The sequence below is a fragment of the Microbacterium sp. PI-SA-G genome, assembly GCF_057215335.1.
In genome coordinates this window covers 2,275,649-2,302,248 of sequence record NZ_CM170103.1, presented here as the reverse complement: position 1 = coordinate 2,302,248, position 26,600 = coordinate 2,275,649, and the positions used below count along the sequence as shown (strand labels likewise).

At 68.9% G+C, this 26,600-nt stretch carries 25 protein-coding genes; 17 read left to right on the top strand and 8 right to left on the bottom strand.

Annotated elements, in window-relative coordinates:
• Nucleotides 1–9: 9 nt before the first annotated feature.
• Nucleotides 10–1,005, top strand: coding sequence for a LacI family DNA-binding transcriptional regulator (locus AC2D10_RS11255; RefSeq protein ID WP_484707763.1), 996 nt, complete (start codon nt 10–12; stop codon nt 1,003–1,005).
• 30 nt (nt 1,006–1,035) lie between these two features.
• Here the strand turns inward: AC2D10_RS11255 and AC2D10_RS11250 are convergent, their stop codons facing one another.
• Nucleotides 1,036–1,638, bottom strand: a complete 603-nt coding sequence (locus AC2D10_RS11250; protein WP_484707762.1) for a TetR/AcrR family transcriptional regulator — start codon at nt 1,636–1,638, stop codon at nt 1,036–1,038.
• A 178-nt stretch (nt 1,639–1,816) separates the two neighbouring features.
• Between AC2D10_RS11250 and AC2D10_RS11245 the strand changes: the two genes are divergently transcribed.
• The 4 genes from AC2D10_RS11245 (at nt 1,817) to AC2D10_RS11230 (ending at nt 5,207) form a co-directional block, all read left to right on the top strand.
• Nucleotides 1,817–3,061 carry an MFS transporter gene (locus AC2D10_RS11245; protein WP_484707761.1) on the top strand — a complete coding sequence of 415 codons (1,245 nt, stop codon included), beginning with the start codon at nt 1,817–1,819 and terminating at the stop codon, nt 3,059–3,061.
• A complete protein-coding gene (locus tag AC2D10_RS11240; protein WP_484707760.1) occupies nt 3,058–4,644 on the top strand; it encodes an amidohydrolase in 1,587 nt (528 codons plus the stop codon). The genes AC2D10_RS11245 and AC2D10_RS11240 overlap by 4 nt, the downstream gene beginning before the upstream one ends.
• A 114-nt stretch (nt 4,645–4,758) precedes the next feature.
• The gene (locus tag AC2D10_RS11235) at nt 4,759–4,929 is read left to right on the top strand and encodes a hypothetical protein (protein ID WP_484707759.1); all 171 of its coding nucleotides are present in this window, start codon (nt 4,759–4,761) and stop codon (nt 4,927–4,929) included.
• Nucleotides 4,926–5,207: a hypothetical protein gene (locus AC2D10_RS11230; RefSeq protein WP_484707758.1), complete on the top strand. Its 282-nt coding sequence runs from the start codon at nt 4,926–4,928 to the stop codon at nt 5,205–5,207. Before AC2D10_RS11235 ends, AC2D10_RS11230 begins: the two co-directional genes overlap by 4 nt.
• Before the next feature lie 32 nt (nt 5,208–5,239).
• Here the strand turns inward: AC2D10_RS11230 and AC2D10_RS11225 are convergent, their stop codons facing one another.
• The gene (locus AC2D10_RS11225; RefSeq protein ID WP_484707757.1) at nt 5,240–5,605 is read right to left on the bottom strand and encodes a winged helix-turn-helix transcriptional regulator; all 366 of its coding nucleotides are present in this window, start codon (nt 5,603–5,605) and stop codon (nt 5,240–5,242) included.
• A 70-nt stretch (nt 5,606–5,675) separates the two neighbouring features.
• Here AC2D10_RS11225 and AC2D10_RS11220 point away from each other — a divergent pair, with 70 nt between their 5' ends.
• Nucleotides 5,676–6,704 (top strand): zinc-binding alcohol dehydrogenase family protein, encoded by a 1,029-nt coding sequence (locus tag AC2D10_RS11220; RefSeq protein WP_484707756.1) that lies wholly within the window; start codon nt 5,676–5,678, stop codon nt 6,702–6,704.
• Nucleotides 6,705–6,725: 21 nt separating this feature from the next.
• Here the strand turns inward: AC2D10_RS11220 and AC2D10_RS11215 are convergent, their stop codons facing one another.
• Nucleotides 6,726–7,544 (bottom strand): shikimate 5-dehydrogenase, encoded by an 819-nt coding sequence (locus AC2D10_RS11215; protein ID WP_484707755.1) that lies wholly within the window; start codon nt 7,542–7,544, stop codon nt 6,726–6,728.
• A 643-nt stretch (nt 7,545–8,187) separates the two neighbouring features.
• Here AC2D10_RS11215 and AC2D10_RS11210 point away from each other — a divergent pair.
• Both AC2D10_RS11210 and AC2D10_RS11205 read left to right on the top strand, forming a co-directional pair.
• Complete coding sequence (locus AC2D10_RS11210) at nt 8,188–11,754, top strand: efflux RND transporter permease subunit (RefSeq protein WP_484707754.1); 3,567 nt, start codon at nt 8,188–8,190, stop codon at nt 11,752–11,754.
• Between the two features lie 164 nt (nt 11,755–11,918).
• Nucleotides 11,919–12,125: a cold-shock protein gene (locus AC2D10_RS11205; RefSeq protein WP_042540947.1), complete on the top strand. Its 207-nt coding sequence runs from the start codon at nt 11,919–11,921 to the stop codon at nt 12,123–12,125.
• A 182-nt stretch (nt 12,126–12,307) separates the two neighbouring features.
• On the opposite strand, the gene AC2D10_RS11200 is transcribed toward AC2D10_RS11205, so the two are convergent.
• On the bottom strand, nt 12,308–12,973 hold the full coding sequence (locus AC2D10_RS11200; protein WP_484707753.1) for an HAD hydrolase-like protein: 666 nt from the start codon (nt 12,971–12,973) through the stop codon (nt 12,308–12,310).
• A gap of 146 nt (nt 12,974–13,119) precedes the next feature.
• Between AC2D10_RS11200 and AC2D10_RS11195 the strand changes: the two genes are divergently transcribed.
• Nucleotides 13,120–13,455, top strand: coding sequence for a response regulator (locus AC2D10_RS11195; RefSeq protein WP_484707752.1), 336 nt, complete (start codon nt 13,120–13,122; stop codon nt 13,453–13,455).
• Between the two features lie 18 nt (nt 13,456–13,473).
• Here the strand turns inward: AC2D10_RS11195 and nucS are convergent, their stop codons facing one another.
• Together nucS and AC2D10_RS11185 are read right to left on the bottom strand one after the other, a co-directional pair.
• Nucleotides 13,474–14,169 (bottom strand): endonuclease NucS, encoded by a 696-nt coding sequence (gene nucS / locus AC2D10_RS11190; RefSeq protein WP_484707751.1) that lies wholly within the window; start codon nt 14,167–14,169, stop codon nt 13,474–13,476.
• 47 nt (nt 14,170–14,216) lie between these two features.
• Nucleotides 14,217–15,452 carry an MFS transporter gene (locus tag AC2D10_RS11185; RefSeq protein WP_484707750.1) on the bottom strand — a complete coding sequence of 412 codons (1,236 nt, stop codon included), beginning with the start codon at nt 15,450–15,452 and terminating at the stop codon, nt 14,217–14,219.
• Nucleotides 15,453–15,512: 60 nt separating this feature from the next.
• On the opposite strand from AC2D10_RS11185, the gene AC2D10_RS11180 reads away from it, so the two are divergent.
• A complete protein-coding gene (locus AC2D10_RS11180; protein WP_484707749.1) occupies nt 15,513–16,598 on the top strand; it encodes a LacI family DNA-binding transcriptional regulator in 1,086 nt (361 codons plus the stop codon).
• Here AC2D10_RS11180 and AC2D10_RS11175 read toward each other — a convergent pair.
• Nucleotides 16,587–18,086, bottom strand: coding sequence for a hypothetical protein (locus AC2D10_RS11175; protein WP_484707748.1), 1,500 nt, complete (start codon nt 18,084–18,086; stop codon nt 16,587–16,589). The genes AC2D10_RS11180 and AC2D10_RS11175 overlap by 12 nt on opposite strands.
• Nucleotides 18,087–18,224: 138 nt before the next feature.
• On the opposite strand from AC2D10_RS11175, the gene AC2D10_RS11170 reads away from it, so the two are divergent.
• From AC2D10_RS11170 to AC2D10_RS11140, 7 genes are all read left to right on the top strand, one after another.
• A complete protein-coding gene (locus tag AC2D10_RS11170; RefSeq protein WP_484707747.1) occupies nt 18,225–21,233 on the top strand; it encodes a Na+/H+ antiporter subunit A in 3,009 nt (1,002 codons plus the stop codon).
• Entirely contained in the window at nt 21,233–21,805 is a 573-nt protein-coding gene (locus tag AC2D10_RS11165) for a Na(+)/H(+) antiporter subunit C (RefSeq protein ID WP_484707746.1), read from the top strand. The genes AC2D10_RS11170 and AC2D10_RS11165 overlap by 1 nt, the downstream gene beginning before the upstream one ends.
• Nucleotides 21,802–23,355, top strand: a complete 1,554-nt coding sequence (locus tag AC2D10_RS11160; RefSeq protein ID WP_484707745.1) for a Na+/H+ antiporter subunit D — start codon at nt 21,802–21,804, stop codon at nt 23,353–23,355. The genes AC2D10_RS11165 and AC2D10_RS11160 overlap by 4 nt, the downstream gene beginning before the upstream one ends.
• Nucleotides 23,352–23,939 carry a Na+/H+ antiporter subunit E gene (locus AC2D10_RS11155; protein ID WP_484707744.1) on the top strand — a complete coding sequence of 196 codons (588 nt, stop codon included), beginning with the start codon at nt 23,352–23,354 and terminating at the stop codon, nt 23,937–23,939. Before AC2D10_RS11160 ends, AC2D10_RS11155 begins: the two co-directional genes overlap by 4 nt.
• The gene (locus AC2D10_RS11150; protein ID WP_484707743.1) at nt 23,936–24,205 is read left to right on the top strand and encodes an MrpF/PhaF family protein; all 270 of its coding nucleotides are present in this window, start codon (nt 23,936–23,938) and stop codon (nt 24,203–24,205) included. The genes AC2D10_RS11155 and AC2D10_RS11150 overlap by 4 nt, the downstream gene beginning before the upstream one ends.
• Nucleotides 24,202–24,591, top strand: coding sequence for a monovalent cation/H(+) antiporter subunit G (gene mnhG / locus AC2D10_RS11145; RefSeq protein ID WP_484707742.1), 390 nt, complete (start codon nt 24,202–24,204; stop codon nt 24,589–24,591). Before AC2D10_RS11150 ends, mnhG begins: the two co-directional genes overlap by 4 nt.
• Before the next feature lie 319 nt (nt 24,592–24,910).
• Nucleotides 24,911–25,723 (top strand): endonuclease domain-containing protein, encoded by an 813-nt coding sequence (locus AC2D10_RS11140; protein WP_484707741.1) that lies wholly within the window; start codon nt 24,911–24,913, stop codon nt 25,721–25,723.
• An 88-nt stretch (nt 25,724–25,811) separates the two neighbouring features.
• Here AC2D10_RS11140 and AC2D10_RS11135 read toward each other — a convergent pair whose 3' ends face one another.
• Nucleotides 25,812–26,573 (bottom strand): alpha/beta fold hydrolase, encoded by a 762-nt coding sequence (locus tag AC2D10_RS11135; RefSeq protein ID WP_484707740.1) that lies wholly within the window; start codon nt 26,571–26,573, stop codon nt 25,812–25,814.
• Between the last annotated feature and the right edge of the window lie 27 nt (nt 26,574–26,600).

Genomic DNA, 26,600 nt, shown 5'->3' with positions numbered 1-26,600 from the left:
GATCATAGAGTGAGCAAGAAGCGGAAGGTGAACGTGGCAGCGACTTTGACGGACGTGGCACGGCGGGCAGGCGTGTCGATCGCCACCGCCTCCCGCGCGTTCGGCGAACCCGATCGCCTCGCCGGGACCACGCTCGAGCGAGTGCTGCAGGCCGCGACCGATCTGGGGTACGCGACCCCGCAGTCCGCGACCGCGACGCGCACGTTCGGCGTCGTCGTGCCCGACGTGTCGAACCCCGTCTACGCCACACTCCTCAAGGCCGTGCAGGGCCAGGCGTGGCACGGGCGCCACCGCATGGTGCTGTTCGACGCCGACGAGGATCTGCGCCGTGAACGCGAGCAGATCGAGCAGGCCCGCAAGCTCGACGGCATGCTGCTCTGCTCGCCGCGCCTGCCCGACGCCGACGTGCTGGCGCTCGTGGGTGCCGCTCCCACCGTGGTGGTCAACCGGCAGATCGACGGGGTGCCGTGCGTACTGATGGACCCCGAGCACGGCCCCACGCAGGCGATCGAGCACCTCGTGGCGCTCGGTCACCGGCACATCGCCTACGCGTCAGGACCCCGCGGATCGTGGGCCGACGTGCGCCGCGCCGACACCATCGAGCGCGCGTGCGAGCGCCACGGCATCCGTCTCACGCGCCTCAGCCACCACGCGGCGTCGATCCAGGGTGGTCGTGCCGCCGCCGCGCCGGCCGCCGCCAGCGGGGCCACTGCCGTCGTGGCGTACAACGACCTCGTCGCCCTCGGCCTCGAGGCCGGCATGCTCGAACTCGGACGCCGCTGCCCTGCCGACGTCAGCATCGTCGGCATCGACGACATCGACCTGGCGGGCGCCGTGACCCCGGCTCTGACCACGGTACGCATGCCGATCGAGCGCAGCGGAGCCCTCGCCGTCGATCTGCTGCTGCAGTCGATCGCCGGGGTCGCGATCAACGACGTGGCCACGCTCGGTTCAGAGCTGATCGTGCGCGCGTCGACGGCGGCTCCGGCGGCATCCGCTTCCTGAAGCACTGACCCGCAAAACCTCGAGGCGGGCCTAGCCCGCGTGTCGCGCGCGCAGGCTGTCGACCAGCAGCTGCACGCCCAGCTCGAACGTGCGGTCCGACCGGGCCGCGCCCCGAGCAGATCCCTCGAGGATCAGCCCGAGCGTCCGGGTCTCGTCCGAGGGGTCCCAGACGTCTTCCGGTGAGGCCAGGTCGAGCCCGAAGCCGATCGCGAAGGCGTCGATGACCCCGATCACGGGCAGCACGTCGTCGAGGGGGAAGCCGCCGTCGACGAGGGCGGTGGCGAGGTCGTCGTAGGCGGCGATGACGGCGGGGTGCGTGATGGTCTTCCCGACGAGGAGCGGCACGAGCTGCGGGTGCTCGGCGTACATCCGCCGTTGGGCGCGCAGCAGCGCCACCAGGTACTCGTCCCAGGTGCCGCCCTCCCATTCGACGCGGTACTTCTGCACGAGCTCGCCGCGCATGAGCTCGACGATTCCGTCCATCCCGTCGACGTGGTTGTAGAGCGACGACGGGCGCACGCCGAGGCGGCGGGCGATGGCATTGACGCCGAAGGGTTCGCCGGCCAGGGAGAGCGCGAGGCCCGCGTCGCCGATGATCTCGGGCGACAGCAGCGGAGTGGACGGCCGGGGCATGGACCTTCTCCTTCAATGGTCGAAATCGTTGTGAAGACGCCTCTTCCCACGGAGACCCCTCCTGTGCATAATAGTGAACACCATTCGTTGACGAACACCATTCGTTTTGAATGTCGGCCGTTTCGCACCTCCAGCACCACCTCGCCGCACACTCGTGCATCATCCCTCCTGGAGTCTGATGACAACCCTCGACCTCACCACCCGCGTCCCCCTGCGCGTGCCCACCGCCACGGCCACCTTCGCGATCGGCATCGCGGGCTACCTCGGCGTCAATCTCTCGCCGTACATGATCACCGCAGCCCAGACCGGACTCGGCATCGACGTGCTCGCCGCGAGCTGGCTCATCACGGCCACGCTGCTGCTCACCGCCGTGACCGGTCTGGCCATCGCGCCGCTCTGCGCCGGGCGTCACCGTCGCGCCGTCGCCCGGGTCGGACTCGGCATCGCCACGATCGGCTTCGCCGTGGCTGCCCTGTTCCCCGCGGGGATGCTGCCGGCGCTCCTCATCGGCGGAGCGGGCGCGGGCGGGGCCGTGGCCGCATCGGGCGCCGCGCTCGCCGCGTTCCGCAACCCCGACCGCGTCGCAGGATTCAACGGACTCGCCAACCGCGCCGTCATCACGGTGGTGCTCGCCGTGATCCCGCTGATCGGTCTGGCGCCGATCGACGTGTTCGGCACGCTCGCCCTGTTCAGCGTGCTCGGCATCGCGGTCTCGGTCTGGCTTCCGGCCGCCCCTGTGCTGGGCCCGCAGGCCGGGGCCGCGGTCGGCGACGCGATGCCCATCGAGATCCCGCCGACCGGGACCGTGCGCGTCTCGTCGGTGCGCTCGCGCTCCACGACCATCGCCGGCTTCGGGCTTCTCGTCGTCTTCGCGCTGTGGGCGGTCAGCGAGGACTCGCTGTGGGCCATGGCCGGCGTGATGGGCGCGGACCAGGCCGGGCTCACCCCCGAAGGCCTCGGTCTCGCGCTGAGCGGCGCGACCGCCGGCGGGCTCCTCGGATCACTGCTGCTGATGGCCGTGGGCAACCGTCTCGGTCGTGCGGTGCCGCTCGTGGTGCTGCTCGTACTCGGCGGAGTGCTCAAGATCGTCGAGGGCTACGTCACCGATCCCACCGTCTTCATCGTGGTGTTCGTCGCCTGGAACACCATCTACGCGATCGCCTTCATGTACTTCGTGGCGACATCGGCGGCCCTCGATGCCGATGGTCGCTGGTCCGGTCCGCTGCTCGCGGTCTATCTCGTGGGCTCCGCGCTGACGCCCGTCATCGGCGCGGCACTGGTCGGCCTGCTGGGCTACGAGGGATTCGCGATCGCTCTCGGCGTCGCCAGCTTCGCGCTCGCGATCCCCGCCGGCGCGGTCGCGTTGGTCTCCACCCGCGCCGAACGCGGCGCGCCCGTCACCCCCACGGAGGTCGCCGTATGACCCGCACCCTGTTCCGCAACGGACGCTTCTTCACCGGTGAGCCGGAGGGCGCCGACGCCGTGGTGGTCGACGAGGGAACTTTGGCGTTCGTCGGCACGGAGGCGGATGCTCCGTCGGCGGACGACATCATCGATCTCGGCGGGCGCTCGGTGCTGCCCGGCTTCATCGACGCGCACACGCACCTGCTCATGCTGGGGGAGTCACTCGGGCAGATCGGTCTGACCGACGCCCGCACGCTCGAGGAGATCCAGGCCCGGCTGCGTGCGGCGCGTGAGTCCTCGACGACCGTGCTGCGCGGGCGCGGATGGCTGTTCGACGCGGTGCCGGGCGGCGCGCCCACGGCCGCGATGATCGATCAGGCTGTCGCCGACATCCCGGTCTACCTCGATGCGAACGACTACCACTCCTGCTGGGTGAACACGGCGGCGCTGCATGAACTCGGCATCACGCGTGACACCCCCGATCCCCTCGGCGGCCGCATCGAGCGCGACTCCGAGGGCGAGGCGACCGGCATGCTCTATGAGACCGCCGCTCAGCAGTACGCCTGGGCGCAGCGCGACGCGGCGGCGACCGACGCTCAGCGCGACGCCGCCGTCGACCGCGCGGTCGCGGCGTACCTCGCCTCGGGCGTCACGGGGGCGGTCGACATGGCGTTCGACGAACTCGGACTCGCGGCGCTCGAGCGTGCGGAGCGACGTGACGCCCTGCCCCTGCGCATCGCCGCGCACTGGTTCGTCGGCAACACCGGAGACGACGCGGCCAACCTCGAGCAGGTCGAGACGGCGATCGCCCGCGCGCGGGGGTCGATCGAGGCCGTGCGCGTCGTCGGTATCAAGCTGGTGCTGGATGGAACGATCGACGCCTGCACGGCCGCGATGCGCGCGCCGTACGCCGACGGCACGAACGCCGCGCCCATCTGGCCTGCGGAGCGGCTGGTGCCGGTGGTGGTCGCCGCGGATGCCGCGGGCCTGCAGATCGCGATGCACGCGATCGGCGATCAGGCGAGCACGCTCGCGCTCGACGCCATCGAGCAGGCGATCGCGATCAACGGCGACATCCCGCGCCGTCATCGCATCGAACACCTCGAGTACGCCGCCCCCGGCACGGCGGAGCGGATGGCGCGCCTCGGCGTGACCGCGTCGATGCAGCCCGTGCACGCCGATCCGGCGATCTTCGCGAACTGGGCGGCACAGCTCGGCGACGACCGCGTCGACCGCGCCTTCGCCTGGCCGGAGTACGAGGCCGCAGGAGCGCTCCTCGCCTTCTCGACCGATGCGCCGACCGCCCCTCTCGACGCCCTCGCGAACCTGCACGTCGCGACCACTCGGGCCTCCGCGCTCGATCCGTCCGTGCCCGCGGTGCATCCGCAGTACGCGCTCCCGTTGCATCGCGCCGTCGTGCATGCGACGCATGATGCCGCGGCATCCATCGGCGAGGGTGACCGGCGCGGACGGATCGCGGTCGGCTACGGGGCCGACTTCGCTGTGCTCGACACGGATCCGTTCCCCTCGAATGCCGCGTCGCTGCTCGAGACCCGCGTGGTGCGGACGGTGATCGACGGACGCACCGTGTACGAGATGTGAGCGGACTGCAGGGGCGCCCAGCTACCGCCAGGCCCGAGCGCTGTCAACGGGCCTGTATATCTGCGGCATCCGCGCGATCCTGAACTCTCGTCCCCTCAGCGATCGGAGAACACGATGTCGAATCCCGATGCATTCCTGAACAGTCAGGTCCCCACACCCGACACCCCCGAGGTGCCCGAGGAGCCGGCGCTCCCGGAAGAGGAGGACGTGGTCGAAGGCCAGTCGGATGGGGCTGCACCGGCGGATGGTACGTTCCCCACCGAGACGCGGAGGGCCCTCGGATGAGCGGCACCGACGAGCGCCCCGTTTCGGGCGAGAACGTAGCATCGCCGGCGGACGGCGATGGCGAGGCGCGCATCGCCGACCTCGTGGCAGCACGTGATGCCGACAACCCCGACGTCCTCGACGACGTTCCGCGCGGAGACGTTCCCGCGGGCGGTGCAGGAGCGGACTCCGGTGCGGTCGGGGCTGTCGAGGTCGACTCCGACTCGGAAGCCGACGTCGAGTACGAATCGATCCACAACGACGAGCCGGGCATCGGCTCGCATCGTCCGCGCGACTGAGGTCTCAGCTCGGGCGCCCGGGTCGGCTCGGATCAGGCGGGCGTCGGGAAGCGCTCGATGTTCGACTCGACCCAGTCGCGCAGTTCGCGCAGCGGACGACCGGCGTCCACACCGAGCTCCGTGAGCGAGTATTCGACGCGCACCGGGACCTCGGCGAACACCTCGCGGTCGAGCAGACCGCGGTCCTCGAGGCGGCGGAGCGTCGCGGTCAGCACCTTCGGGCTCACGCCGGTCAACTTCTTCTTGAGCTGGCCGAAGCGCATCGGCTTGTCCTCGAGGGCGCCGATGACCAGCGCGCTCCACTTGTCGGCGAGCAGATCGAGCACCCCGCGGCACGGGCACTGGGAGTCATAGACATCGTGGGGCGAGTCGGACGAGCACGACGGACTGTGGAGCATGCCGCCATGGTACCCGAAAGAAACCAGCATCCCTTGCGGGTAACTGGGACCCGAGGCGTAGGGTCCAGGCATGTCTCACAACACTGCCGCTTCGGCGCACATCTTCGATCTTCCCGACACCATGGCCGTGGTGGCCGCGCCCGGCGGACCGCTGTCGAACTTCGGGTCGCTCACTGACGCCACCCTTCCGACTCCGCGCCCGTCCGGACACGACATCCTCGTGCAGGTCGACGCGGTGTCGATCAACCCGGTCGACGTGAAGGTGCGCGGACGCCGCGCCGCAGCCACCCGGGTCATCGGCTACGACGCGGTGGGGACCGTCGTCGCGCTGGGTGACGGGGCGCAGCGGTTCGCCCTGGGTGACCGGGTGTTCTACGCCGGACAGATCGATCGCTCGGGCACGAACGCCGAGTACCACCTGGTCAACGAGAACATCGTCGGCCTGGCGCCGCGCACGGTCACGGCGGCCGAAGCGGCGGCGCTGCCGCTGACGGTGATCACCGCGTGGGAGGCCCTGTTCGATCGGCTTCGTCTGAACGCCGACAGCACCGGCGTGCTGCTCGTGATCGGTGCCGCCGGCGGTGTCGGCTCGCTGATCATCCAGCTCGCGAAGGCGCTGACGCAACTCACAGTGATCGCCGTGGCGTCGCGCCCCGACTCGGTCGAGTGGGTCACGGACATGGGTGCCGACCACGTCGTCGGACGCGACTTCGTCGCCGACGTCGAGCGCATCGCACCGGCGGGCGTCGACTACGTCTTCACGTCGTTCACGCCGGGCAACATGGACCGCATCGCCGAGGTGATCCGTCCGCGGGGCGAGGTCGTCTCGATCGACGAGAGCGGCGGCAGCATCGACGCGCTCAAGTCGAAGAGCGTCACATGGCACTGGGAGCTGATGTTCACCCGTCCGATGTTCGAGCCCGAAGACTCGTACCAGCACGATCTGCTGAACCTCGTCGCTCAGCTGGTCGACGCCGGCACGATCCGCTCGACGCTGACGACGCACCTGCACCCGTTCGACGCGGCCACCCTGCGCCGCGCGCATGAACTCGTCGAGACCTCGAAGACGATCGGCAAGGTCGTGGTCACGCGCGAGTAGCGCTCGTCATGCGGGCGCGGGTCACTGCGCCCGCATGAACTCCTCGGCGGCGCGCACCTGCTCGGGCGAGGGGCGGATGCCGGTGTACAACACGAACTGCTCGAGTGCCTGCAGCGTGGCGACCTCGGCTCCCGTGATGACCTGCGCACCCGCCGACCGGCCGGCGCGCACGAGCGGGGTCTCGGCGGGCAGCGCCACCACATCGAAAACGACGGCTGCCGCGGCGATCGCCTCATCGTCGAACGAGAGCGTGTGCTCGTCGGCACCCCCCGCCATGCCGATGGGAGTGACGTTCACGATGATGTCGGCCGTGCGGCCGTCCGCGTCCGCGGCCCACTCGAATCCGTACAGGTCGGCCAGTCCGCGACCGGCGGCCTCGTTGCGGGCGACGATCGTCACGCGCGCGAAACCCGCGTCGCGGAAGGCGGCCGCCGTGGCCTTCGCCATCCCGCCCGACCCGCGCAGCAGCACGGTGGCCGCCGGGTCGAGCGCGTTCCGCTGGATCAGCTGAGCGATCGCGGAGTAGTCGGTGTTGTGGGCGGTGAGCACTCCGTCGTCGTTGACGATCGTGTTGACCGAGTCGATCGCGCTCGCCGACTCGTGCATGCGGTCCACCAGCGCGATGACGTCTTCCTTATAGGGCATCGAGATCGCGCAGCCGCGGATGCCCAGTCCGCGCACGCCGGCGATGGCCTGAGCGAGGTCGGTGGGCGCGAACGCCTTGTAGATCCAATTGAGCTCGAGCGCTTCATAGAGGAAGTTGTGGAAGCGGGTGCCGTTGTTGCTCGGTCGCGCCGACAGCGAGATGCACAGCGTCATGTCCTTGTTCAGCATGGTCACCGACTCAGGCTAGCGTCGAGCGCCGCGGATTCGAGGGAGACAGGGCGCCGGATGTGCATCCGTGCTGTGCGTCCTGTCTCCACTCGAAACCTGCGATCCGTGCGGATCAGTTCCTCACCGTGACCGGACCCGCAGTCTGGAACAAGATTCCATAGCGGGATTCCGCGTCCTCCCCTATGGTGAAGGTGCATGCACAGGGGAATCGATCGTCACCGTCATCCCCAGTCGACGGGCTGCCTTCCCCAGAGGCGAGACGATCCGTGCATGCGATTGGGCCCTCTCGAGTAGTTCAGTCCCCAATGGACTATTCGAGGGGGCCGCTGTCATTCATCTTCGCATCTTTTTTGCGATTTGTCCCCCAAATGGGGGACAACGCTTGAGATCATCCTCTATGCTGGAATCTGACGCACCCTCCGGTCGTCTTCGGCCCTCATCGCTCCCCCCGCGGTGAGGGCCACACCATTTTCTGGGGGTGCTTCCGCCGCGAGAGATCGTCCTCCGGGACGACCCCGGCGGTACCAGGGCACGATGCCGGAACACCGGCGGCTCGGAAAGCTGGGAGAGTCGCTCGGTCCATCGGGACCATCGCCCCTTCCGCCGCGCCTCGCGAGGGTGTCTTCTGCGACATCGTCCGAAAGGTCTCATGTCTTCGCTCACGCGCGCCAGCCTCAAGAATCGACTGCTGGTCGGTCTCATCAGCCTCGCCATCGCGGCCGTCGGGCTTCTCTCCACCGGCAGTCTCAAACAGGAGCTGCTACCGCCCATGGCGGCACCCTCGGCGTATGTGACAGCCCAGGTGGTCGGCCTCGCTCCGGAGCAGATGGTCGACACGGTCACCGAGCCGGTCGAGAAGGCCATCAGTGCGATCGCCGGCGTCACGACCGTGAGCTCCACCACATCGAGCGGCACGGCGGAGGTCGCCGTCGAATGGCGCTTCGGTCAGGATGACGACGAGACGCTGCAGGCCATCCGCGCCGCCGTGGATTCGGTGAAACCCGCTCTGCCGTCGACCGCCGAGGTAACGGTGGCGTCGGGCGGCAACGCGGACGCTCCGGCGATGGTGCTGAGCGCGGCCTCGAGCGGTGACCCCGTCGCGTTCGGCAACGCTCTCGCGCAGACCGTCGTGCCCGCACTGCAGGCAGTGCCGGGCGTGCGCTCCGTCGAGCTGTCCGGGCGCGAGGAGCAGCGCGTCGTCATCGATCTGCGTGCGGCCGATGTGACCAGGCTCAAGGTCGACGTGGCCACCCTCAGGCCCCTCCTGAAGGCGCACGGCGCCGCGGCCTCGGCAGGCCAGGCGGCATCCCCGGGCGGCCCGATCTCGATCACGGTGGGCTCGGGCCTCGCCACGATCGACGACATCGCCGCACTTCCGGTCCCGGTACGCGACGGCGTCGTGCGCATGGCGGACTTCGCGGATGTGCATGCCGACGTGGTGCCGGCGCAGAGTCTGTCTCGCGTGAACGGCAAGCCCTCGCTGACTCTCCAGGTCATCCCGGCGCTCGGCGCGAACGTGATCGACATCTCCCACGCCGCGAACGCCGAGCTCGACCGCCTCGCGCCCACGCTCGACGCGGACTTCGCCGTCATCTTCGACCAGGCCCCGTTCATCGAGCAGTCGATCCACGACCTGTCGATCGAGGGCGGGCTCGGCCTGCTGTTCGCGGTCCTGGTGATTCTCGCTTTCCTGTGGTCGTGGCGTTCCACCGCGATCGCCGCCGTGTCGATCCCGCTGTCCCTGCTGATCACCCTCATCGGGCTCTCCTGGAGCGGCAACACCCTGAACATCCTGACGCTCGCCGCTCTCACCATCGCCGTCGGCCGCGTGGTCGACGACTCGATCGTGGTGATCGAGAACATCACCCGTCGTCGAGGTGACGGACCCATCACGGTCGACGGCGTCGTCGCGTCGGTGCGGCAGGTCGCCGGTGCGATCACCGCATCGACCATCACCACCGTTGCCGTCTTCGTTCCGATCGCCTTCGTGTCGGGCTCGACCGGGCAGCTGTTCCGTCCGTTCGCGATCACGATGGGCATCGCGCTGCTGGCGTCGCTGGTGGTGGCACTCTCGATCGTGCCGGTGCTCGCCTTCTGGTTCCTAAAGCGCGGTTCGTCATCGTCCGAGGCATCCGCACCGATGCTCCGAAGCGACGTCGCTCGCGCCGCCGACCCGCACTCGGATCTCGATGAGATCCACACGGCACCCGACCGGCTGCAGCGGACATTCATGCCCGCGCTGAACACCACCCGTCGGCATCCGATCATCACGCTCGTCGCCGCGGGCCTGCTGCTGGTCATGACCGTGGTGCTGGCGGGAGTGCTCAAGACCGACTTCCTCGGATCCACGGGCAAGCCGACGCTCTCCGTCACGCAGGGCACCGACGCGGCGACGGCCGACGATCTCATCGCCGCCGCCGAGCCGGTCGAGAAAGCGCTCAGCACGGTCGACGGTGTGGCCGACGTGACCACCTCGATCACGATGCCGGTGGCGGGCTCGCCCACGACCATCAGCTACAGCGTGCAACTCGACGACGGCGCCACCCTCGAGACCGTCGAGCCCGCGGTGCAGCGCGCAGTGGACAAGACCGATGCCGGTGACATCACCGTCGCCTCGAAGGACCCGCAGGCGGGCGGTGCCGGAGACGGCATCGCGCTCAACATCCGCGGCAAGGACGTCGCCGCGCTGCGCACCGCCAACGACCTGCTCGAGAAGGAACTGGCCGACGCTGACGGTGTGAAGTCGGTCAAGAGCGCGCTCGCCGGAGATCAGCCCGTGCTGCGGGTGAAGGTCGACGAGGTGATGGCCGCGCAGCTCGGCTTCGATCGCACGATGATCGCGACCGCCGTGTCGGAGGCGCTGGCGGGTTCCCCGGTCGGAACGCTCACGCTCGAGGGCCAGGAGCGCGATATCGTCGTGCGCACTCCCGGCGCGGAGCGCACCGCCGACAAGCTCGGCGAGATCCTGCTCCCGATCACCTCGCAGCAGACTGCCGCAGCGCAGAAGGCGGCGAGTGAGGCGCTCGAGGCCAAGGCGAAGGCCAAGGCCGAGGAGGAGCGCAGGAAGTCCGAGGATCAGATCGGCAAGCAGCTGTCCGAGGCATCGAAGCAGCGTTCCACACTGGTACCGCAGCTCGGCGACCTGAGCAGGCAGTTGGCGGCGCTGCAGTCAGCCCCGGTCGTGCCGGAAGACCCGCGCTCGCCGCAGGACGAGGCGGCCGAGCGGGCCGAACAGGAACGCGCCGAGCAGATCGCCGAGCTCGAGAGCGCGATCGACGGTGCCCGATCGGGGATCGCCGGTGCCGACGAGCAGATCACCGAGCTGCGCAAGTCGCGAGACGAGGCCGCCGTCCAGTATGCGGCTGCAGAAGCCAGTGCGGCGGAGCAGAAGGCGGCCACCGAAGTGGTGGGAACGCCGATCCCGCTGTCTGCGATCGCCACGATCGACGAAGAGGGCACGGCGCCGACCATCACCCGGGCCGAGGGCCAGTACCAGGTGACGCTGACTGTGACGCCGAACAAGGGCGACCTCGCTGTCGCCAGTGCCACGGTCGACAAGACCATCGCCGAGACGGATCTGCCTGCCGGCGTCGCTTTCGAGCAGGGCGGTACCGCGGCAGAGCAGGGTGACGCGTTCGGGCAGCTCGGAATCGCGCTGCTGGCGGCGGTCATGCTGGTGCTGCTGATCATGATCGCGACGTTCCGCAACTTCCGCGGCCCGCTCGTGCTGCTGATCTCGGTTCCGTTCGCGGCGACCGGCGCGATCCTCAGCCTCGTGGTGACCGGCACTCCGCTGGGTGTTCCGGCGTTGATCGGACTCCTGATGCTCATCGGCATCGTGGTCACGAACGCGATCGTGCTGATGGACCTGGTCAGCCGCCTGCGTGAGGCCGGAGCGAGCCTGGAAGAAGCCGTCGAGAACGGTACTCGCCTGCGCCTGCGTCCGATCCTGATGACGGCATCGGCGACCGTGTTCGCACTCGTCCCGATGGCGCTGGGTCTCACCGGAGGCGGGATCTTCATCTCGAAGCCGCTCGCCATCGTCGTGATCGGCGGACTCGTCTCCTCGACCGTCCTCACTCTGGTGCTCGTGCCGGTTCTCTATACGCTCGTCGAGGGCGGGCGCGAGCGTCGCATCGCTCGACGTGAGGACAAGCGTGCGCGCCGGGCCGAGGAGAAGCTGGTCGATGCGGAGGGCATCGAGAGCCTGCTGTGATCGAGGGGCGTCTCGTCGTCGCAGCGGATGACGACGAGATGCCGCTCGTGCAACATTTGGATTACCTTCTCGAAGTGACTGTTCCGCTCGGGGGCTCCTCCACTAGCGTTAGCGGTGTCGGGGCATACCCGCGTCGGCTTCTTCACCAGCAGAACAGGCAGTACATGAGCACCCAGGGCACGGTCAAGTGGTTCAACTCGGAGAAGGGCTTCGGCTTCATCTCCCCCGACGACGGCGGCGCTGACGTTTTCGCGCACTACTCCGCCATCGAGTCATCCGGCTACCGGTCTCTCGAAGAGAACCAGCGAGTCGAGTTCGACGTGGCGCAGGGCCCCAAGGGCCTGCAGGCTGAGAACATCCGCCCCCTCTGAGGCGGAGATTTCACCGAACTCCCCGACCGGAATTCGCGCATGCGCGTGTTCCGGCGGGGAGTTCTGTGCTTGCGGGGGTGTGCGAGCCCGTTCGTTCGGGAGGAGATCCGCGCAGCGGAGGAGCGGATGCCGCAGCAGCACCTCCCTTGCGCGGATCCCCTCCGAAACGAGGGTGCGCGCGATCAGGGGAGCAGCAGCGCCCGCAGTTCCTCGACCGAGCCGGCACGGAAGGCCGCCTCGTCGCCCTCGCTCGACTCGCTGAAACCCCACTCGACGAAGATCACCGGCACGCCGTTCGCGTTGCCGCCCTCGACGTCGTGGTGGCGGTCGCCGATCAGCACGGGCCGCGACACGTCAGCACCGAGTGCGGTCAGCCGGCGCAGCGCCTCGGCGACGATGTCGGTCTTCGACGCGAGGGTCGACTCATCCGGCGTCGCTCCCACGGTGGTGAGGAAGGCCGGACGCAGCTCGAAGTGATCGATCAGGGCGTCGACCTGGTTCTCGGGCTTCGAACTCGCCGTCGCCTGGGGTACGCCCGCCGCGTGCAGGTCGTGGATGAGCGCGGTCACGCCGGGGTACGTCGTGACGTCGGTCGTGTACCCGTCGGCCTTGCCGAGCGTGCGGTAGAAGGAGACGGCCTCGGCGGACTGCTCCGGCGTCATTCCGGCCTGATCCTGGAAGGACTGGAACATGGGCGGACCGATCCAGTGCACGAGCTGTTCGCGCGTGGGTGCCGGGTGGCCGAAGTGCGTGAGCGCGACGTTCAGACGACGGAGGATGCCGATCGAGGCGTCGACGATGGTGCCGTCGACGTCCCACAGCACGCAGGAGTAGGGGGAAGAGGCCATGCGTTCCAGCCTAGGGCCGCCGACGCCCGCGCCGACCTGCTCTGCACAGTCGTGCATCTCGCCAGCCTCTCCACGGGTTGTGTTCACGCTGGGGGATGTGGTCTGAGAGCCGTGACACGCTCGAGATCCCGGGACAGGATGGAGGGATGTTCGTGTCGATCGAAGTCATCACGATGATCGGGAGCGCCGTGAGCGTCATCATTGCGCTGGTCAGTATGTGCGGTTGGCTGATCAGTCGGATGGACGCGCGGTTCGCGCAGGCCGACGCGAAGATGGATGCGCGGTTCGAGGCGCAGGACGCGAAGATGGATGCTCGGTTCGAGGCGCAGGACGCGAAGATCGACCGACGGTTCTCTGCTCAGGACACACGCTTCGACCGCATCGAGGACAGATTGGACGGCGTCGAGCGGGAGCTGGCTGAGGTGAAGATCTCGATCGCGCGGCTCGAAGGACCCCACCCGCGCCTGATCAGCAGCCGGTGAGCGTGGCGGACGCGGGGTTCAGAACAGGCGGGGGATGCCCGACTCGATGCCCTTCATGTCGTCGTAGTCGAGCACCAGGCAGCGGATGCCGCGGTCCTCGGCCAGCACGCGGGCCTGCGGCTTGATCTCCTGCGCCGCGAACACGCCCTGCACGGGCGACAGGTGCGGGTCGCGACCGAGCAGCTCGAGGTAGCGCGTGAGCTGCTCGACGCCGTCGATGTCGCCGCGGCGCTTGATCTCGACCGCGATCGCGGCGCCGTCGGCATCACGCACGAGCAGATCGACCGGCCCGATCGCCGTCGGGTACTCGCGGCGCACCAGCGTCGCCCCGTCGGAGATGCGCTCCACCTGCTCGGCGAGGAGTCGCTGCAGGTCGGCCTCCACGCCGTCCTTCTGCAGACCGGGGTCCACACCGAGTTCATGCGAGGTGTCGTGGATGATCTCGTAGATCTGCACGCGCAGCGCGTCGCCGGTCTTCTTGTGCGTGACGCGCCAGACCTCGACCACGCCGGCGCCGGCCTCTTCGTCGCCGGGCTCCTCGGTCGACAGCGTGCACGGCGGGCTCATCCAGTTCAGCGGCTTGTAGCTGCCACCGTCGGAGTGCACGAGCAGACTCCCGTCCCCCTTGTGCACGAGAAGACGTGTGGCAAGGGGCAGATGGGCATTGAGCCGGCCGGTGTAATCCACGGAGCAGCGGGCGATGACGAGACGCACTCGTCGAGCCTAACGGCATCCGACCCGCCCACCGTCGCGGTCCCGAATCAGTCGACGGTCGCCGCGACGGGCGTCTTCTCGTCTTCGCGCAGCGGACGCGCAGCGCCCGAGAACAGCCCGGACGCCACGACCAGTGCGACCAGGATGAACAGCGTGTTCAGCAGGCCGATGTGCTCGCTGATGAAGCCGAGGACGGGAGGGCCGCCGAGGAAGGCGACGTAGCCGATCGTCGCGGCGGCACTCACCCTGGCGGCGGCCTTGGCGGGGTCGTCGGCCGCGGCCGACATGCCCAGCGGGAAGCCCAGCGAGGCGCCGATCCCCCAGAGTGCTGCACCGACGAGCACGAGCGGCAGGGTGGGGCCGAGGATGAACAGCAGGATGCCGGATGCCGCCGCCACCGCGAGGATGCGCAGCACCACGACGCGCCCGAAGCGATCGACCAGCGGACCGCCGAAGAGGCGCACCACGGTCATCCCGACGGAGAACACTGCCAGGGCGATCGCGCCGGAACCGGGAGTGAAGCCGTGGCCCTGCTCGGTGCCCAGCGCGATCCAGTCGTTGGCGCCGCCCTCGGCGAACGACATGCCGAGCATGACGACGCCGATCAGGTAGGTGCGGGGCTCACGCCACGCTTCGAGGGCGACATGCATGCGGGCGCGCCAGGGCTGCTTCTCGGTGGATCCGGGATCGAGCGCGGCCTCGCGGTTCGGCACCTGGAACACGCACACGACCGCGACGATCGCGATCAGCACACCCATGATCGAGGCGTGCACCGCGACGGTGAGCGACAGAAGCGCGGCGAGAGCGCCGACGCCCGCGCCGATGACCGTGCCGAAGCTGAAGAAGGCATGGAACACGGGCAGAACCGTCTTGCCCATCTGCTGCTCGATGGCCGTCGCCTCGACGTTCATCATCACGTCAAGGCTGCCGTTTCCGAACCCGACGAGCACCATGCCGATCAGCACCACGGGCACGGAGGCGAAGACCGTGGAGCCGAAGCCGACGAGCGTGATGCCGACCGCGAAGAGCAGCATCGTGACGAACATTCCCGCACGGGCTCCGGTGCGTGCCATCACCGCCGGGCTCGTGGAGATTCCGATGATCGACGCGATACCCATGCCGAGCAGGATGAGCCCGACCTGCGCGTTGTTCAGGTCAAGATCAGCCTTGATGCTCGGCACTCGGGAGGCCCAGGTGGCGATCGAGAGACCACTGGCGAAGAAGATCGCGAAGATCGCGGCACGCCAGCGGACGAACTGGGAGCGGGAGAGGACGGATTCCATGCCGCACAGCCTATCGAATCGATTCGATCTACGGGAACGGAACCGGGCTATTCTCGGAGTATGAGCAGTCATGAGACGCCGCGTCGGGCGACCATCGCCGATGTCGCGCGCCAGGCGGGGGTGGCCACGTCGACCGCGTCGGTCGTGTTCAGCGGCAAGGCGAACGTGGCCGAGGCGACCCGCGAGCGTGTTCTCGCGGCGGCCGCCGATCTCGGGTACACCGGTCCCGACCCTCGGGCGGCATCGCTGCGGCGTGGGCGCAGCGGGATCGTCGCCGTCGTGCTCGAAGGGCACCTGCGCGCAGCGTTCCTCGACCCGGTCACGACCGCGATGATGGACGGCCTCACCGACGGGCTGGCCGACCTCAGCGCCGGCATCCTGCTCCTGCGCGACGAACCCGGCGAAGACGGATCCGCGCTGGCCAGCGCCCCGGTCGACGCCTTCGTGCTGATCGGATGCTCCGGCCGGACCCGCGCCTCGCTCGAGGTCGTACGGGGCCGGGGACTCCCGGTGGTCGTGATCGAGGGTGATGCAGGCGAGGGGATCCCGCGGATCACGCTCGACAACACGGCCGCGTCCGCCGCAGTCGCCCAGCACGTGCAGGATCTCGGCCACACAGAGGTGGCGTTCGTGACGCTTTCACTCGACAGCGAACGTGAGCGGGGCGTGGTGACCGAGGAGCGCCTGGCCACCGCGACCGTCGACGTGACGATCGACCGCCTGGCGGGCCTGCGATCGGTCTTCCCCGATGCGATCGCGATCTCGGCAGCCGGCAGCCTGATCGACGAGGGCATCATCGTCGGACGCACCCTGCTCGGTGCCCCGAATCGTCCCACCGCCGTGATCGCGCAGAGCGATCTGCTCGCGGTCGGCGTGATCCGTGCGGCGGAGGAACTGGGACTGCGCGTGCCCGAAGACGTCTCGGTCGCGGGCTTCGACGGCATCGCGGTCGACGGTCTGGGCGGACAGGTGCTGACGACCAGCGTGCAGCCGGCCGTCGAGAAGGGGCGCGCGGCGGGCGAGCAGGTGGCCCATATGCTCAACGGCCAGCCGGCACAGTCGCAGCACTTCACCTGCGAGTTCCGCGCGGGCACCACGACGGGACCGCCGCCGACCGAGCTCGTCGCCGCGCGCTCAGCCGTGTGACGCGCCGAGGGGCAGCAGCGCGTCACCGAAGTCGAGGATGCGGTAGCGCCCGCAGTCGATGACGTCAGCCGGGATCGCCGAGACCGGCATCTGCCACGGCACGGTCTGAGCGTCTTCGATCAGGAACGACACGGCGCCGACGCCGAAGTCGGCGCGATCGACCAGCCAGGCGTAGCCGTTCAGCTGATGGTCGACCTGCACCAGCTGCGCGGGGTCGTCGAGATGCAGCTTCGGCAGCCGAACGGTCCAGAACTGACCGGCGCCGGTGCGGCCGGACTCGTCGACCCAGTCGGTCACGCAGGTGAGGTCGGGATCGGGTGACCCGGCTGCCGCCGCCAGCCGGGGAACGCTGAGACCGGCGCCCACGGCGAGCAGCACGGCGATCGCTGCGGTGAGCTGCCGGACGATCCGCCGCGGGAGGCTCCACGCGCGGGGCACGGCGACCAGCGCGAGGATCGGGGCGAATGCGAGGGGCTGCAGGTAGCGCGCCGCGTGCGTGCCGAGAGCGATGGCGCCGATCACGACGAGAGCCGGAAGCACCCACGCCGCCAATGCGACCAGACGCGCCGCGGCGTCGGTCAGCCGCGCCGATCGAACCACGGCGAACGTCAGGAGTGCAATGGCGAGCAGGGTGCCGAGGACGCCGAGCGGGGTCGACAGACGGTCGGCGACGAGCTCGCCGTAGTAGCCGAGCGACTGCATCCATTGGTCGGGCCGGACGTAGCCCGCGCCGGTGTTGGCGATCCATGCCGACAACGGAATGCGGGCGAGGAATCCCAGCGCGGACGCTCCGATGAGCACGGCCAGAGGCGTCAGCATCCGTCGCTTCACGGGTGCGCGGACGGCGAGGAGCGCCAGGATGAGGGAGAGCGGGACCGTCGCCCACACCGCGAACAGCGGGTTCGAGAGCGTCGATACCAGCGCCAGCACCGCCAGAGCGATGAGCGGAATGACGCCTCGGCCGGCAGCGTCGACGTGTCGCCGGATCAGCCCGACGGCGAGCACGACGGCGACCACGGTCGCGGAATAGTACGTGGTGGTGAGCGACAGCGACGCGAGCTCGAGGGCGTCGCGCGACGCCGAGGTCTCGGAGACGGCCAGGAGACCGAACGCCGCGAGAGCCACGACCGACCAGGCCACCGGCGCGGCACCGGTGCGGCGACGCCCGGCGACCAGTCGCACCGCCCCGTAGAGCGCGAGCAGGGTGGCGACCGCGCTCACGGCGAAGAGCCCGTCGACACCGAGGGGCAGGAGAACGTCGAGGATCGTGAATGCCGCGGACTCGGGGATGAAGAGCACGCTCGACATCGCCCAGTCCGAGGCGGATCCGTCGAGCAGCGATCGCGAGAACAGCGCCACGATCAGGGAGTCCGCATCGCGGAACAGCAGTTCCGCCCGCGCCGACGACGCCACTTGGCCGCTGACGATCAGCGAGATCGCGAGGGCGGCGAGCCATCCCGCCGTCTCCCGGATCCCCGTGCGCTGCATGCCGCTACTCTGCCACGCGAGTGCCGAGACGGGCCGCCACAGGAGCTGGGGGACCCGGGGACCCCGGGACCCGGTAAACTGGACACACATCCGCCCGCCTGAGCCCCACCGGCCGACGAGCTTCGAGGAGCCGCGTATATGCTGACGCTCCTCGCCGTCTTCCTTCTCGGGTCGCTGCTTATGCCCGCGCTGGTGAGATGGCTCGGAGCGCAGGCGTTCGCGATCGCCGCCCTGGTGCCCGCCGCCGCCTTCGTGCACGCGCTGGTCCTCACCCCACAGGTGCTCGAGAACGGATCGTCTCCGTTCGTCTCGGTCGCGTGGATTCCGCAACTCGGCCTGAACCTGTCGATGCACATGGACGTGCTCGGCTGGATCATGACGCTGATCGTCACCGGCGTGGGCGCGCTCGTGCTCCTCTACTGCCGCTGGTACTTCCACGACGACTCGGCCGGCATCGGCCAGTTCGCCGGTGTCCTGCTCGGATTCGCCGGCGCCATGTACGGCCTCGTGCTCACCGACGACCTGGTGATGCTCGTGATGTTCTGGGAGGTCACGAGCATCCTCTCGTACCTCCTGATCGGTCACTACCGTCGTCGCGCCGCCAGCCGACGTGCCGCGCTGCAGGCGCTGCTGGTGACCACGCTCGGCGGTCTCGTGATGTTCGTCGGCGTGGTGCTGCTGGTGGTGGATGCCGGCACCTCGAGCATCCGCGAGATCCTCGAGGTCGTGCCGACCGGTCCGATCGTCGACGCGGCGATCGTGATGCTGCTCGTCGGCGCCATCAGCAAGTCAGCGCTCTTCCCCTTCCACTTCTGGCTGCCCGGAGCCATGGCGGCGCCTACGCCGGTGAGCGCCTACCTGCACGCGGCGGCGATGGTGAAGGCCGGTATCTACCTGATCGCGCGCTTCGCTCCCGTCTTCGCGTTCAGCGCCCCGTGGCGACCGATCATCATCAGCGTCGGCATCCTGACCATGATCCTCGGCGGCATCCAGGCCCTCCGCGAGACCGACCTCAAGCGCGTGCTGGCCTTCGGCACGGTGAGCCAGCTCGGCTTCTTCGCGACCGTGGTCGGATACGGCACGCAGGCGTCGGCACTCGCGGGGCTGGCGCTCGTGATCGGTCACGCGCTCTTCAAATCAGCGCTCTTCCTCATCGTGGGTGTGATCGACCGTCAGCTGTCGACGCGTGACATCGACGAGCTCTCCGGCGTCGGCAGACAAGCGCCGGTGATGGCCACCGCCGCCTTCATCTCCGTCGCGTCGATGGCCGGCATCGCGCCGACGCTCGGCTTCGTCGCCAAGGAGTCCACGCTCACGGCCCTGCTCGACGACGCGCTCGCGGGCTCGGTGTGGGGACTCGTCGCGATCATCGGCGTCTCGCTCGGATCCATGCTCACCGCGGCATATGGCGCGCGCTTCCTCTGGGGAGCGTTCTGGACCAAGCGCGACGCGCAGGGAGAGAAGCTGCCGACGACCGCATGGCCCGATCCGCCGGTCGGCTTCCTCTCGGCGCCGATCGTGCTCGCGGGCGTGACACTCGCCGCCGGGATCGGCGCCCCGGCGCTCGACATCGCGCTGCAGGGCTACGCCGTCACCGCGACCCCCGGGCTCGACGATGCCGGCGAAGCCACCGAGGGCCCCGGCCACCTGGCGCTCTGGCACGGACTCGAGCCGGCGCTCGGCATCTCGATCCTGACGATCCTGCTCGGCATCGGTCTGTTCCTGCTCACTCGGCGCACGGGCTGGGACCGCAAGGCGCGGATGATCCCCTTCACCGCGGCCGACGTGTACTACCTGGTCATGCGCTCGATCGACCGCGTCTCGGTGTTCAGCACCACGCTCACGCAGCGCGGATCGCTGCCCGTCTACGTCGGAACGATCTTCGTGGTGTTCGTCGCCGCCGAGATCACCGCTCTCGTGGCGACCGACATCGACCGGTTCTCGCTCTCGGCCTGGCACACGCCCGCTCAGATCGTCGTTGCGCCGATCATGGCCGCGGCCGGTGTCTTCGCGGTGCGGGCGCGGAAGCGATATACCGGGGTCGTGCTCGTGTCGGTCACGGGCCTCGGCATGGTCGCGCTCTTCGCCACGAGCGGCGCCCCGGACCTCGCGCTCACGCAGATCCTCGTCGAGACCGTCACGATGGTCGCCTTCGCCCTGGTGCTGCGCCGCCTGCCCGCACGTATGGGCGAGCACAACGCCTCGGTCGGCCGCATCCCGCGCGCACTGCTGGGCATCGGGGTCGGACTCACGATGGCGCTCGTGGCCGTCGTCGCCACCCAGTCGCGCGTGTCTGATCCCATCTCGGCCATGTTCCCGAAGCTCGCCTACGAGATCGGGCACGGCAAGAACGTCGTGAACGTCGCGCTCGTCGATCTTCGCGGCTGGGACACGATGGGCGAGCTCTCGGTGCTCGTGCTCGCGGCGACCGGTGTGGCATCCCTCGTCTTCGTCACCCACCGCGCCGATCTGCTGTCGGCCACCAAGGTGCTCCCGCGCGCCACCCGAAAGGCGGCGCGCAGCCGGCCGCTGGTGGAGACCACCGACGGCATCCGCTTCCAGACCGCCGAGAACCAGAGCAGTCCGCGGGCCTGGCTCGTCGGCGGGCAGAAGATGAAGCCCGAGAACAGGTCGATCCTGCTCGAGGTGATCGTCCGCATCCTCTTCCACACCATCATCGTGGTGTCGATCTTCCTGCTGTTCGCCGGCCACAACCTGCCCGGCGGCGGCTTCGCCGGCGGCCTGGTCGGCGGCATGGCCCTGGTCATGCGCTACATCGCGGGCGGACGCTGGGAGCTGGGCGCCGCCGCCCCGACCGATGCCGGGCGACTGCTTGGCTCGGGCCTCATCCTCGCGGTCGGCACAGCCGTGATCCCGCTGTTCTTCGGTCTCGCCCCGCTGACCAGTTCGTTCTGGGAGTGGGAGATCCCCGGCATCGGGCACATGGAGTTCGTCACCTCGACGATCTTCGACGTGGGCGTCTATCTCGTCGTGATCGGGCTCGTGCTCGATGTGCTGCGCAGCCTCGGCGCCGAGGTCGACCGGCAGTCGGCCGTGCGCCAGACGTCCGGTCCGTCCGCCGCCGCCCACGGACCCGCCTCGGCCACCGCCCAGGGCTCCGCCACCGGGGGAGGGGTGATCCGCTGATGGACGTCTCTCTCACCCTGATCGTGATCATGGCCGTGCTCTTCGCGTGCGGCGTGTACGCCATGCTCGAGCGCAGCCTCACCCGTGTGCTGATCGGCTTCCTGCTGCTGGGGAACGCCACCAACCTGCTGCTCCTGATCGTCATGGGCGTGCCCGGCGCCGCGCCCTTCTACGGCGAGGAAGGACGGGTGAGCGACCCCCTGCCTCAGGCGCTCACCCTCACCGCGATCGTGATCACCTTCGCGATCTCGGCGTTCCTGCTCGCGCTGATCTACCGCTCGTGGCAGCTGGGTCAGGCCGACACGGTCGAGGACGACGAAGCCGACATCGCGCTGCGCGTGCGCACCGACGCCGACGAAGATCTCATGGACGACGAGTCCGACACGGAAGACGAGGCCACCACCGACTTCGTGGGCGTGCAGACCGCCCCGATCACGGTGCTTCACATGCGAGACCATTCCTCCATTCAGGACGACGCCCCGACCGACCTGCCCTCGCGCCCGTACACGGGGCCTGATTCGGCGGGACCCGGCGACGGTCCGAGTGCGTCGGATGAGGAGGACCGCTCATGAGCGTGCTCGTCCCCCTCCTCGTCGGACTCCCGCTCCTGGGCGCCGCGATCACCCTGATCTTCGGGCGCAACGCCCGCCTGCAGGTGGCCGTGACGGTGATGACGCTGGCCGCGGTGTCGGTGATCGCCGCCGTGCTGCTGGTCGTCGTCGACGGCGGTCAGCCCCTCGCGGTCTCGGTCGGCGGCTGGCCGGTGCCGTTCGGCATCGTGCTGTACGTCGACCGGCTCGCGGCGCTGCTGGTGCTGATCTCGAGCATCGTGCTGCTCGCCGTGCTCCTCTTCTCCATCGGTCAGGGCGCCGCGGACGGCACCGACGAGACCCCGATCTCGATCTTCAACCCCTCGTACCTGATCCTCGCCGCGGGCATCTTCAACGCGTTCATCGCGGGCGACCTGTTCAACCTGTACGTCGGGTTCGAGATCCTGCTCGTCGCCTCGTACGTGCTGATCACCCTCGGCAGCACCGAGTCGCGCATCCGCACCGGTGCCGTCTACATCGTCGTCTCGCTCGTGTCGTCGATCCTGTTCCTCGCGTCGATCGCGATGATCTACGGCGCGCTCGGCACCGTGAACATGGCGCAGATCGCCGAGCGCATGACCGAGCTCCCGCAGGAGACGCAGCTGGTGCTGCACCTGATGCTCGTGGTCGCATTCGGCATCAAGGCCGCGATCTTCCCCGTGTCGTTCTGGCTGCCCGACTCGTACCCCACGGCGCCCGCGCCGGTCACGGCGGTGTTCGCTGGCCTGCTGACGAAGGTCGGCGTGTACGCGCTGATCCGCACCGAGACGCAGCTCTTCGCCGAGAACAGCATCGACACGGTGCTGCTGATCGTCGCGCTCGCGACCATGGTGGTGGGAGTGCTGGGTGCGGTCGCGCAGGCCGAGCTCAAACGGATCCTGTCGTTCACCCTCGTCAGCCACGTCGGATACATGATCTTCGGTCTGGCGATCGCCACGCCAGCCGCCATCGGCGCGACGGTGTACTACATCGTGCACCACATCGTCGTGCAGACGACCCTGTTCCTCGCCGTGGGGTTGATCGAGCGTCGGGCGGGCAGCACGTCGATCCTGCGGGTGAAGGGACTGCTGAAGATCGCGCCGGTCATCGCCGTGCTCTACTTCGTACCCGCCATCAACCTCGGCGGCCTGCCCCCGTTCTCGGGCTTCATCGGCAAGTTCGCGCTCTTCGAAGCTGCGGCATCCGTCGGCACCCCGCTCATGATCGTGCTGATCTTCGGCGGCATCCTGACCTCGCTCCTCACGCTCTACGCCCTGATGCGCGCCTGGAACCTCGCGTTCTGGCGCGAAGAGGAGGACTCGAGCGAGACCGAGGGGCGGATCGCCCACCTCGGCAACGCACCCGCCGCCGACGAGCAGCAGGAGCGCCGCCGCATCCCGCGGATCATGACGATCTCGACCGCGGGTATGGTCGGCGTCACGCTGGCGCTCACCATCTTCGCCGGACCCCTCTACGCGCTCTGCGACCGCATCGGCGCCGGGCTGCTCCAGCCGGTCAACCTCACACAGCTGCAGGATGAGGTGGACGGATGAGCGCACGCACCACCCGTCGCCATCTCTGGCGCGACATCGGCTCGCAGGTACCTTTCCTGCTGTGGCTCGTCGTGCTGTGGATGCTGCTATGGGGCCAGTTCACGGTGCTGGCACTGGTGACCGGTCTGGTCGTGGCGATCTTCGTGACCCGCGTGTTCCGGCTGCCCACCATCGCGCTCTCGGGTCGGATCAACGTCTGGTACGCCGCGCTCTTCGTCGTGCAGTTCCTGTTCGCCGTGCTGCGGGGCGCTCTCGCGGTCACCGTGCAGGTGTTCGACTTCCGCCGTCAGCCGGGTGCGGCGATCATCGGCGTGCCGCTGCGATACGCCGACGACCTGGTGATGACGCACGTCGCCGTGACCTCGTCGCTGGTGCCCGGCTCGCTCATCGTCGAAGCCGATCGCGACCGCGGCATCCTCTACCTCCACGTGATCGGCGTGCGCAACAAGGCCGACGTCGAGAAGCAGCGCCAGGGCGTGCTGCTCTGGGAGCGACGGATCGTGCGCGCTCTAGGCAGCCCCGCGCAGTACCGCGCGCTGCGCGACGACGATCGCGCGGCGCAGAAGAAGGGCGGTGTGCGATGAACACCCTGCTGCTGGTGATCATGATCGTGTTCGGCCTCGCCGCGATCCTCACCCTCGTGCGGATCGTTCGCGGACCGTCGATCCTCGACCGCGCCGTCGCCTCCGACGTGCTGCTCACCGAGGTGATGTGCGTGCTCGGCGCCGAGATGGCGATCAACGGGCACACCCGCAGCATTCCGGTGATGCTGATCATCGCCGCCGTCGGGGTCTTCGGTTCGATCTCCGTCGCCCGTTTCGTCGCGAGAAGGGACAACACGGCACCATGAACGTCTTCGGTCTGATGATCCCCGACGTCGTGATCGACGTGTCGGTGCTGGTGCTGATCCTGCTCGGCGCGATCCTGTGCCTTTCGGCCGCGGTCGGCCTGCTGCACTTCCACGACGTGCCCTCGCGCCTGCACGCCGCGACGAAGCCGCAGGTTCTCGGCCTCGTGTTCATCTGCCTCGCTGTCGCGCTGTCGCAGCGCAGTGTCGGCGGCATCCTGCTCGGACTGCTGCTGGTCGCCCCCGTCGTGCTGATGCAGTTCGCCACAGCCCCGCTCTCGGCGCACATGGTCGGGCGGCAGGCGTATCGCAACGGTACGACCGATCAGCACACGCTCGTGGTCGACGAACTGGCCGAATCGAAGCAGACTCCGCCCGCCGCGGGGTAGTTCGGGGCTGTTTTCGGGTTCTCTCGCGCGTTCGGTGTTCGCAACTCAGCAAGAGCTTGTGTTGTGTGGCCGTTTCGGAGCCTGGGCGGGTTCCGCGCGCGATTCTTGCTGAGTTATGAACGGCGGGCGCGCGTGCCACTGCTTCTGCACAGGTAACGGGTTCTGCGAAAGTTGACACTCTTGCCGGAGATGCCCCTCCTGACGGCGCGCAAGTCCGCACACTGCTGTGATGGATTCCGACAGGAGGAGCGTCGCGCAGCGTGCTGCCGATGCGTATGGCCGCTGCGCATTCACGCGAAGCGATCTGGTTTCGCGCGGCATGACGGCCCGCGCCATCGCCGGGGCGGTGCGCTCGGCTGCTCTCGTGCATGTGCGACGCGACCGGTACGTGTCGCCGACGGCGAGTGATGACGTCGTGGAGGCGGTCCGCATCGGCGCCCGGCTGACATGCCTCTCGCTGCTCGCCTCCTTCGGGATCTTCGTGCACCGCTGTGACGAACTCCATGTGCTGGTCACGCCGGGGTCGTCTCGGCAGAAGGTGGTGAAGGGGCGCAGGGTTGTCCGCCACTGGACGCCGTGGTCCGGCGACGACGTACCGCTCCACGCTGCTCCGCTCGTGGTCGCGGTGCTGCACGCCGTGCGCTGCCAACCGCCCCGTGCCGCGATCGCCACGCTGGACAGCCTCATGCATCACGGGCTGATGAGCATGGTCGAGCTGGACAGGGTCTTCGCCGGCCTTCCCGCGCGCCTCCGGCCGCTGCGCCCACTCGTGGATGCATCGGCAGGATCGGGCCCCGAGACGTACGTGCGGCTGCTCCTGCGTGCGATGGGAGTCTCGTATGAGACGCAGGTGTTCATCGCAGGGGTCGGTCGCGTGGACTTCGTCATCGACGGCTGGCTGATCATCGAGTGCGACAGCCGGGAGTTCCACGAGGGGTGGGCCAAGCAGAAAGAGGACCGGCGCCGAGATATCGCGGCCGCGCGTCTCGGCTATGTCACCGTGCGCCCGCTGGCGTCCGAGATACTGAACGACGCAGCGGGGGTGCAGCGGGCGCTGCGGGAGATCATCGAGGTGCGCGGGCCGCGGGCCGCGACGGGTCGCCGTTCACAACTCAGCAAGAACTCGCGCTGATCGGTCGGATCCGGGCTTCGGATACCCGAGGCGTCAGTTCTTGCTGAATTGTGAACGCGCGCCGGAGGTGAACGCGGAGCCGGACCCGTCAGAGGGCGTCGGCGAAGTTCTGGATCAGGCGGGCGGCGGGCTCGGAGTCGCTGATCAGCGTGCCGTGTCCGTGGTCGGGGATGACCTGCAGATCGGCGCCGGGGATCGCGTCGATGATCTCGCGGCACCAGCTCATCGGAGCGAGCGGATCATCCTCGCCGCGCAGCACGAGCACGGGGCAGTCGATGCGCGCGAATGCCTTCTCGGGCTCGTGCACCACCGTCGCGCGGATCTTGCGGATCAGGTGCGGACCGCCGCGCAGGTACTCGCGGGCACCGCGCCAGATCACGAGCGGACGCTCGCCGACCAGATCGCTCATCAGGTACCGGGCCTGGGCGCCGATGTTGCGGGCGGCCTTGTTGACGGTGGGGCCCGCGAGCACGACCCCGGCGACCAGAGACGGATGCCGCGCCGCGAGCTCCGCGCCGATCTGGCTGCCCATCGAGTGTCCGATGACCACGACCGGCTCGGAGCCCACGTGCCGCAGATACGCGGCGATGAGGTCGGCGTGACGCTCCATCGTGAAGGTGCGCGAGGGCTCAGGAGCTTCGCCGAAACCCGGGAGGTCGAGTGCGATCACGCGTCCGCGCAGCCGCTGGACCACATCGAGGTAGACGCTGCGGCCCATGCCGATGCCGTGCAGCAGAAGGAACGGATGCGGCCCCTCACCGAACGTCTCGGCGATCAGCGTCGCTCCGGAATGCTCGAACTCGAGCAGGGTCGCCGGGGTCCCTTTCGGGGCGAGATAACTGGAGGGCACCCGTCAACGCTAGTCGAGATGGCTGGG

Bases quoted from the DNA above. Each gene is read 5' to 3' on its own strand.
- AC2D10_RS11250 (WP_484707762.1), bottom strand. From the start codon at position 1,638: ATGCCCCGGCCGTCCACTCCGCTGCTGTCGCCCGAGATCATCGGCGAC.
- AC2D10_RS11245 (WP_484707761.1), top strand. From the start codon at position 1,817: ATGACAACCCTCGACCTCACCACCCGCGTCCCCCTGCGCGTGCCCACC.
- AC2D10_RS11240 (WP_484707760.1), top strand. From the start codon at position 3,058: ATGACCCGCACCCTGTTCCGCAACGGACGCTTCTTCACCGGTGAGCCG.
- AC2D10_RS11235 (WP_484707759.1), top strand. From the start codon at position 4,759: ATGTCGAATCCCGATGCATTCCTGAACAGTCAGGTCCCCACACCCGAC.
- AC2D10_RS11230 (WP_484707758.1), top strand. From the start codon at position 4,926: ATGAGCGGCACCGACGAGCGCCCCGTTTCGGGCGAGAACGTAGCATCG.
- AC2D10_RS11225 (WP_484707757.1), bottom strand. From the start codon at position 5,605: ATGCTCCACAGTCCGTCGTGCTCGTCCGACTCGCCCCACGATGTCTAT.
- AC2D10_RS11220 (WP_484707756.1), top strand. From the start codon at position 5,676: ATGTCTCACAACACTGCCGCTTCGGCGCACATCTTCGATCTTCCCGAC.
- AC2D10_RS11210 (WP_484707754.1), top strand. From the start codon at position 8,188: ATGTCTTCGCTCACGCGCGCCAGCCTCAAGAATCGACTGCTGGTCGGT.
- AC2D10_RS11205 (WP_042540947.1), top strand. From the start codon at position 11,919: ATGAGCACCCAGGGCACGGTCAAGTGGTTCAACTCGGAGAAGGGCTTC.
- AC2D10_RS11200 (WP_484707753.1), bottom strand. From the start codon at position 12,973: ATGGCCTCTTCCCCCTACTCCTGCGTGCTGTGGGACGTCGACGGCACC.
- AC2D10_RS11195 (WP_484707752.1), top strand. From the start codon at position 13,120: ATGTTCGTGTCGATCGAAGTCATCACGATGATCGGGAGCGCCGTGAGC.
- AC2D10_RS11185 (WP_484707750.1), bottom strand. From the start codon at position 15,452: ATGGAATCCGTCCTCTCCCGCTCCCAGTTCGTCCGCTGGCGTGCCGCG.
- AC2D10_RS11180 (WP_484707749.1), top strand. From the start codon at position 15,513: ATGAGCAGTCATGAGACGCCGCGTCGGGCGACCATCGCCGATGTCGCG.
- AC2D10_RS11175 (WP_484707748.1), bottom strand. From the start codon at position 18,086: ATGCAGCGCACGGGGATCCGGGAGACGGCGGGATGGCTCGCCGCCCTC.
- AC2D10_RS11170 (WP_484707747.1), top strand. From the start codon at position 18,225: ATGCTGACGCTCCTCGCCGTCTTCCTTCTCGGGTCGCTGCTTATGCCC.
- AC2D10_RS11165 (WP_484707746.1), top strand. From the start codon at position 21,233: ATGGACGTCTCTCTCACCCTGATCGTGATCATGGCCGTGCTCTTCGCG.
- AC2D10_RS11160 (WP_484707745.1), top strand. From the start codon at position 21,802: ATGAGCGTGCTCGTCCCCCTCCTCGTCGGACTCCCGCTCCTGGGCGCC.
- AC2D10_RS11155 (WP_484707744.1), top strand. From the start codon at position 23,352: ATGAGCGCACGCACCACCCGTCGCCATCTCTGGCGCGACATCGGCTCG.
- AC2D10_RS11150 (WP_484707743.1), top strand. From the start codon at position 23,936: ATGAACACCCTGCTGCTGGTGATCATGATCGTGTTCGGCCTCGCCGCG.
- mnhG (WP_484707742.1), top strand. From the start codon at position 24,202: ATGAACGTCTTCGGTCTGATGATCCCCGACGTCGTGATCGACGTGTCG.
- AC2D10_RS11140 (WP_484707741.1), top strand. From the start codon at position 24,911: ATGACGGCCCGCGCCATCGCCGGGGCGGTGCGCTCGGCTGCTCTCGTG.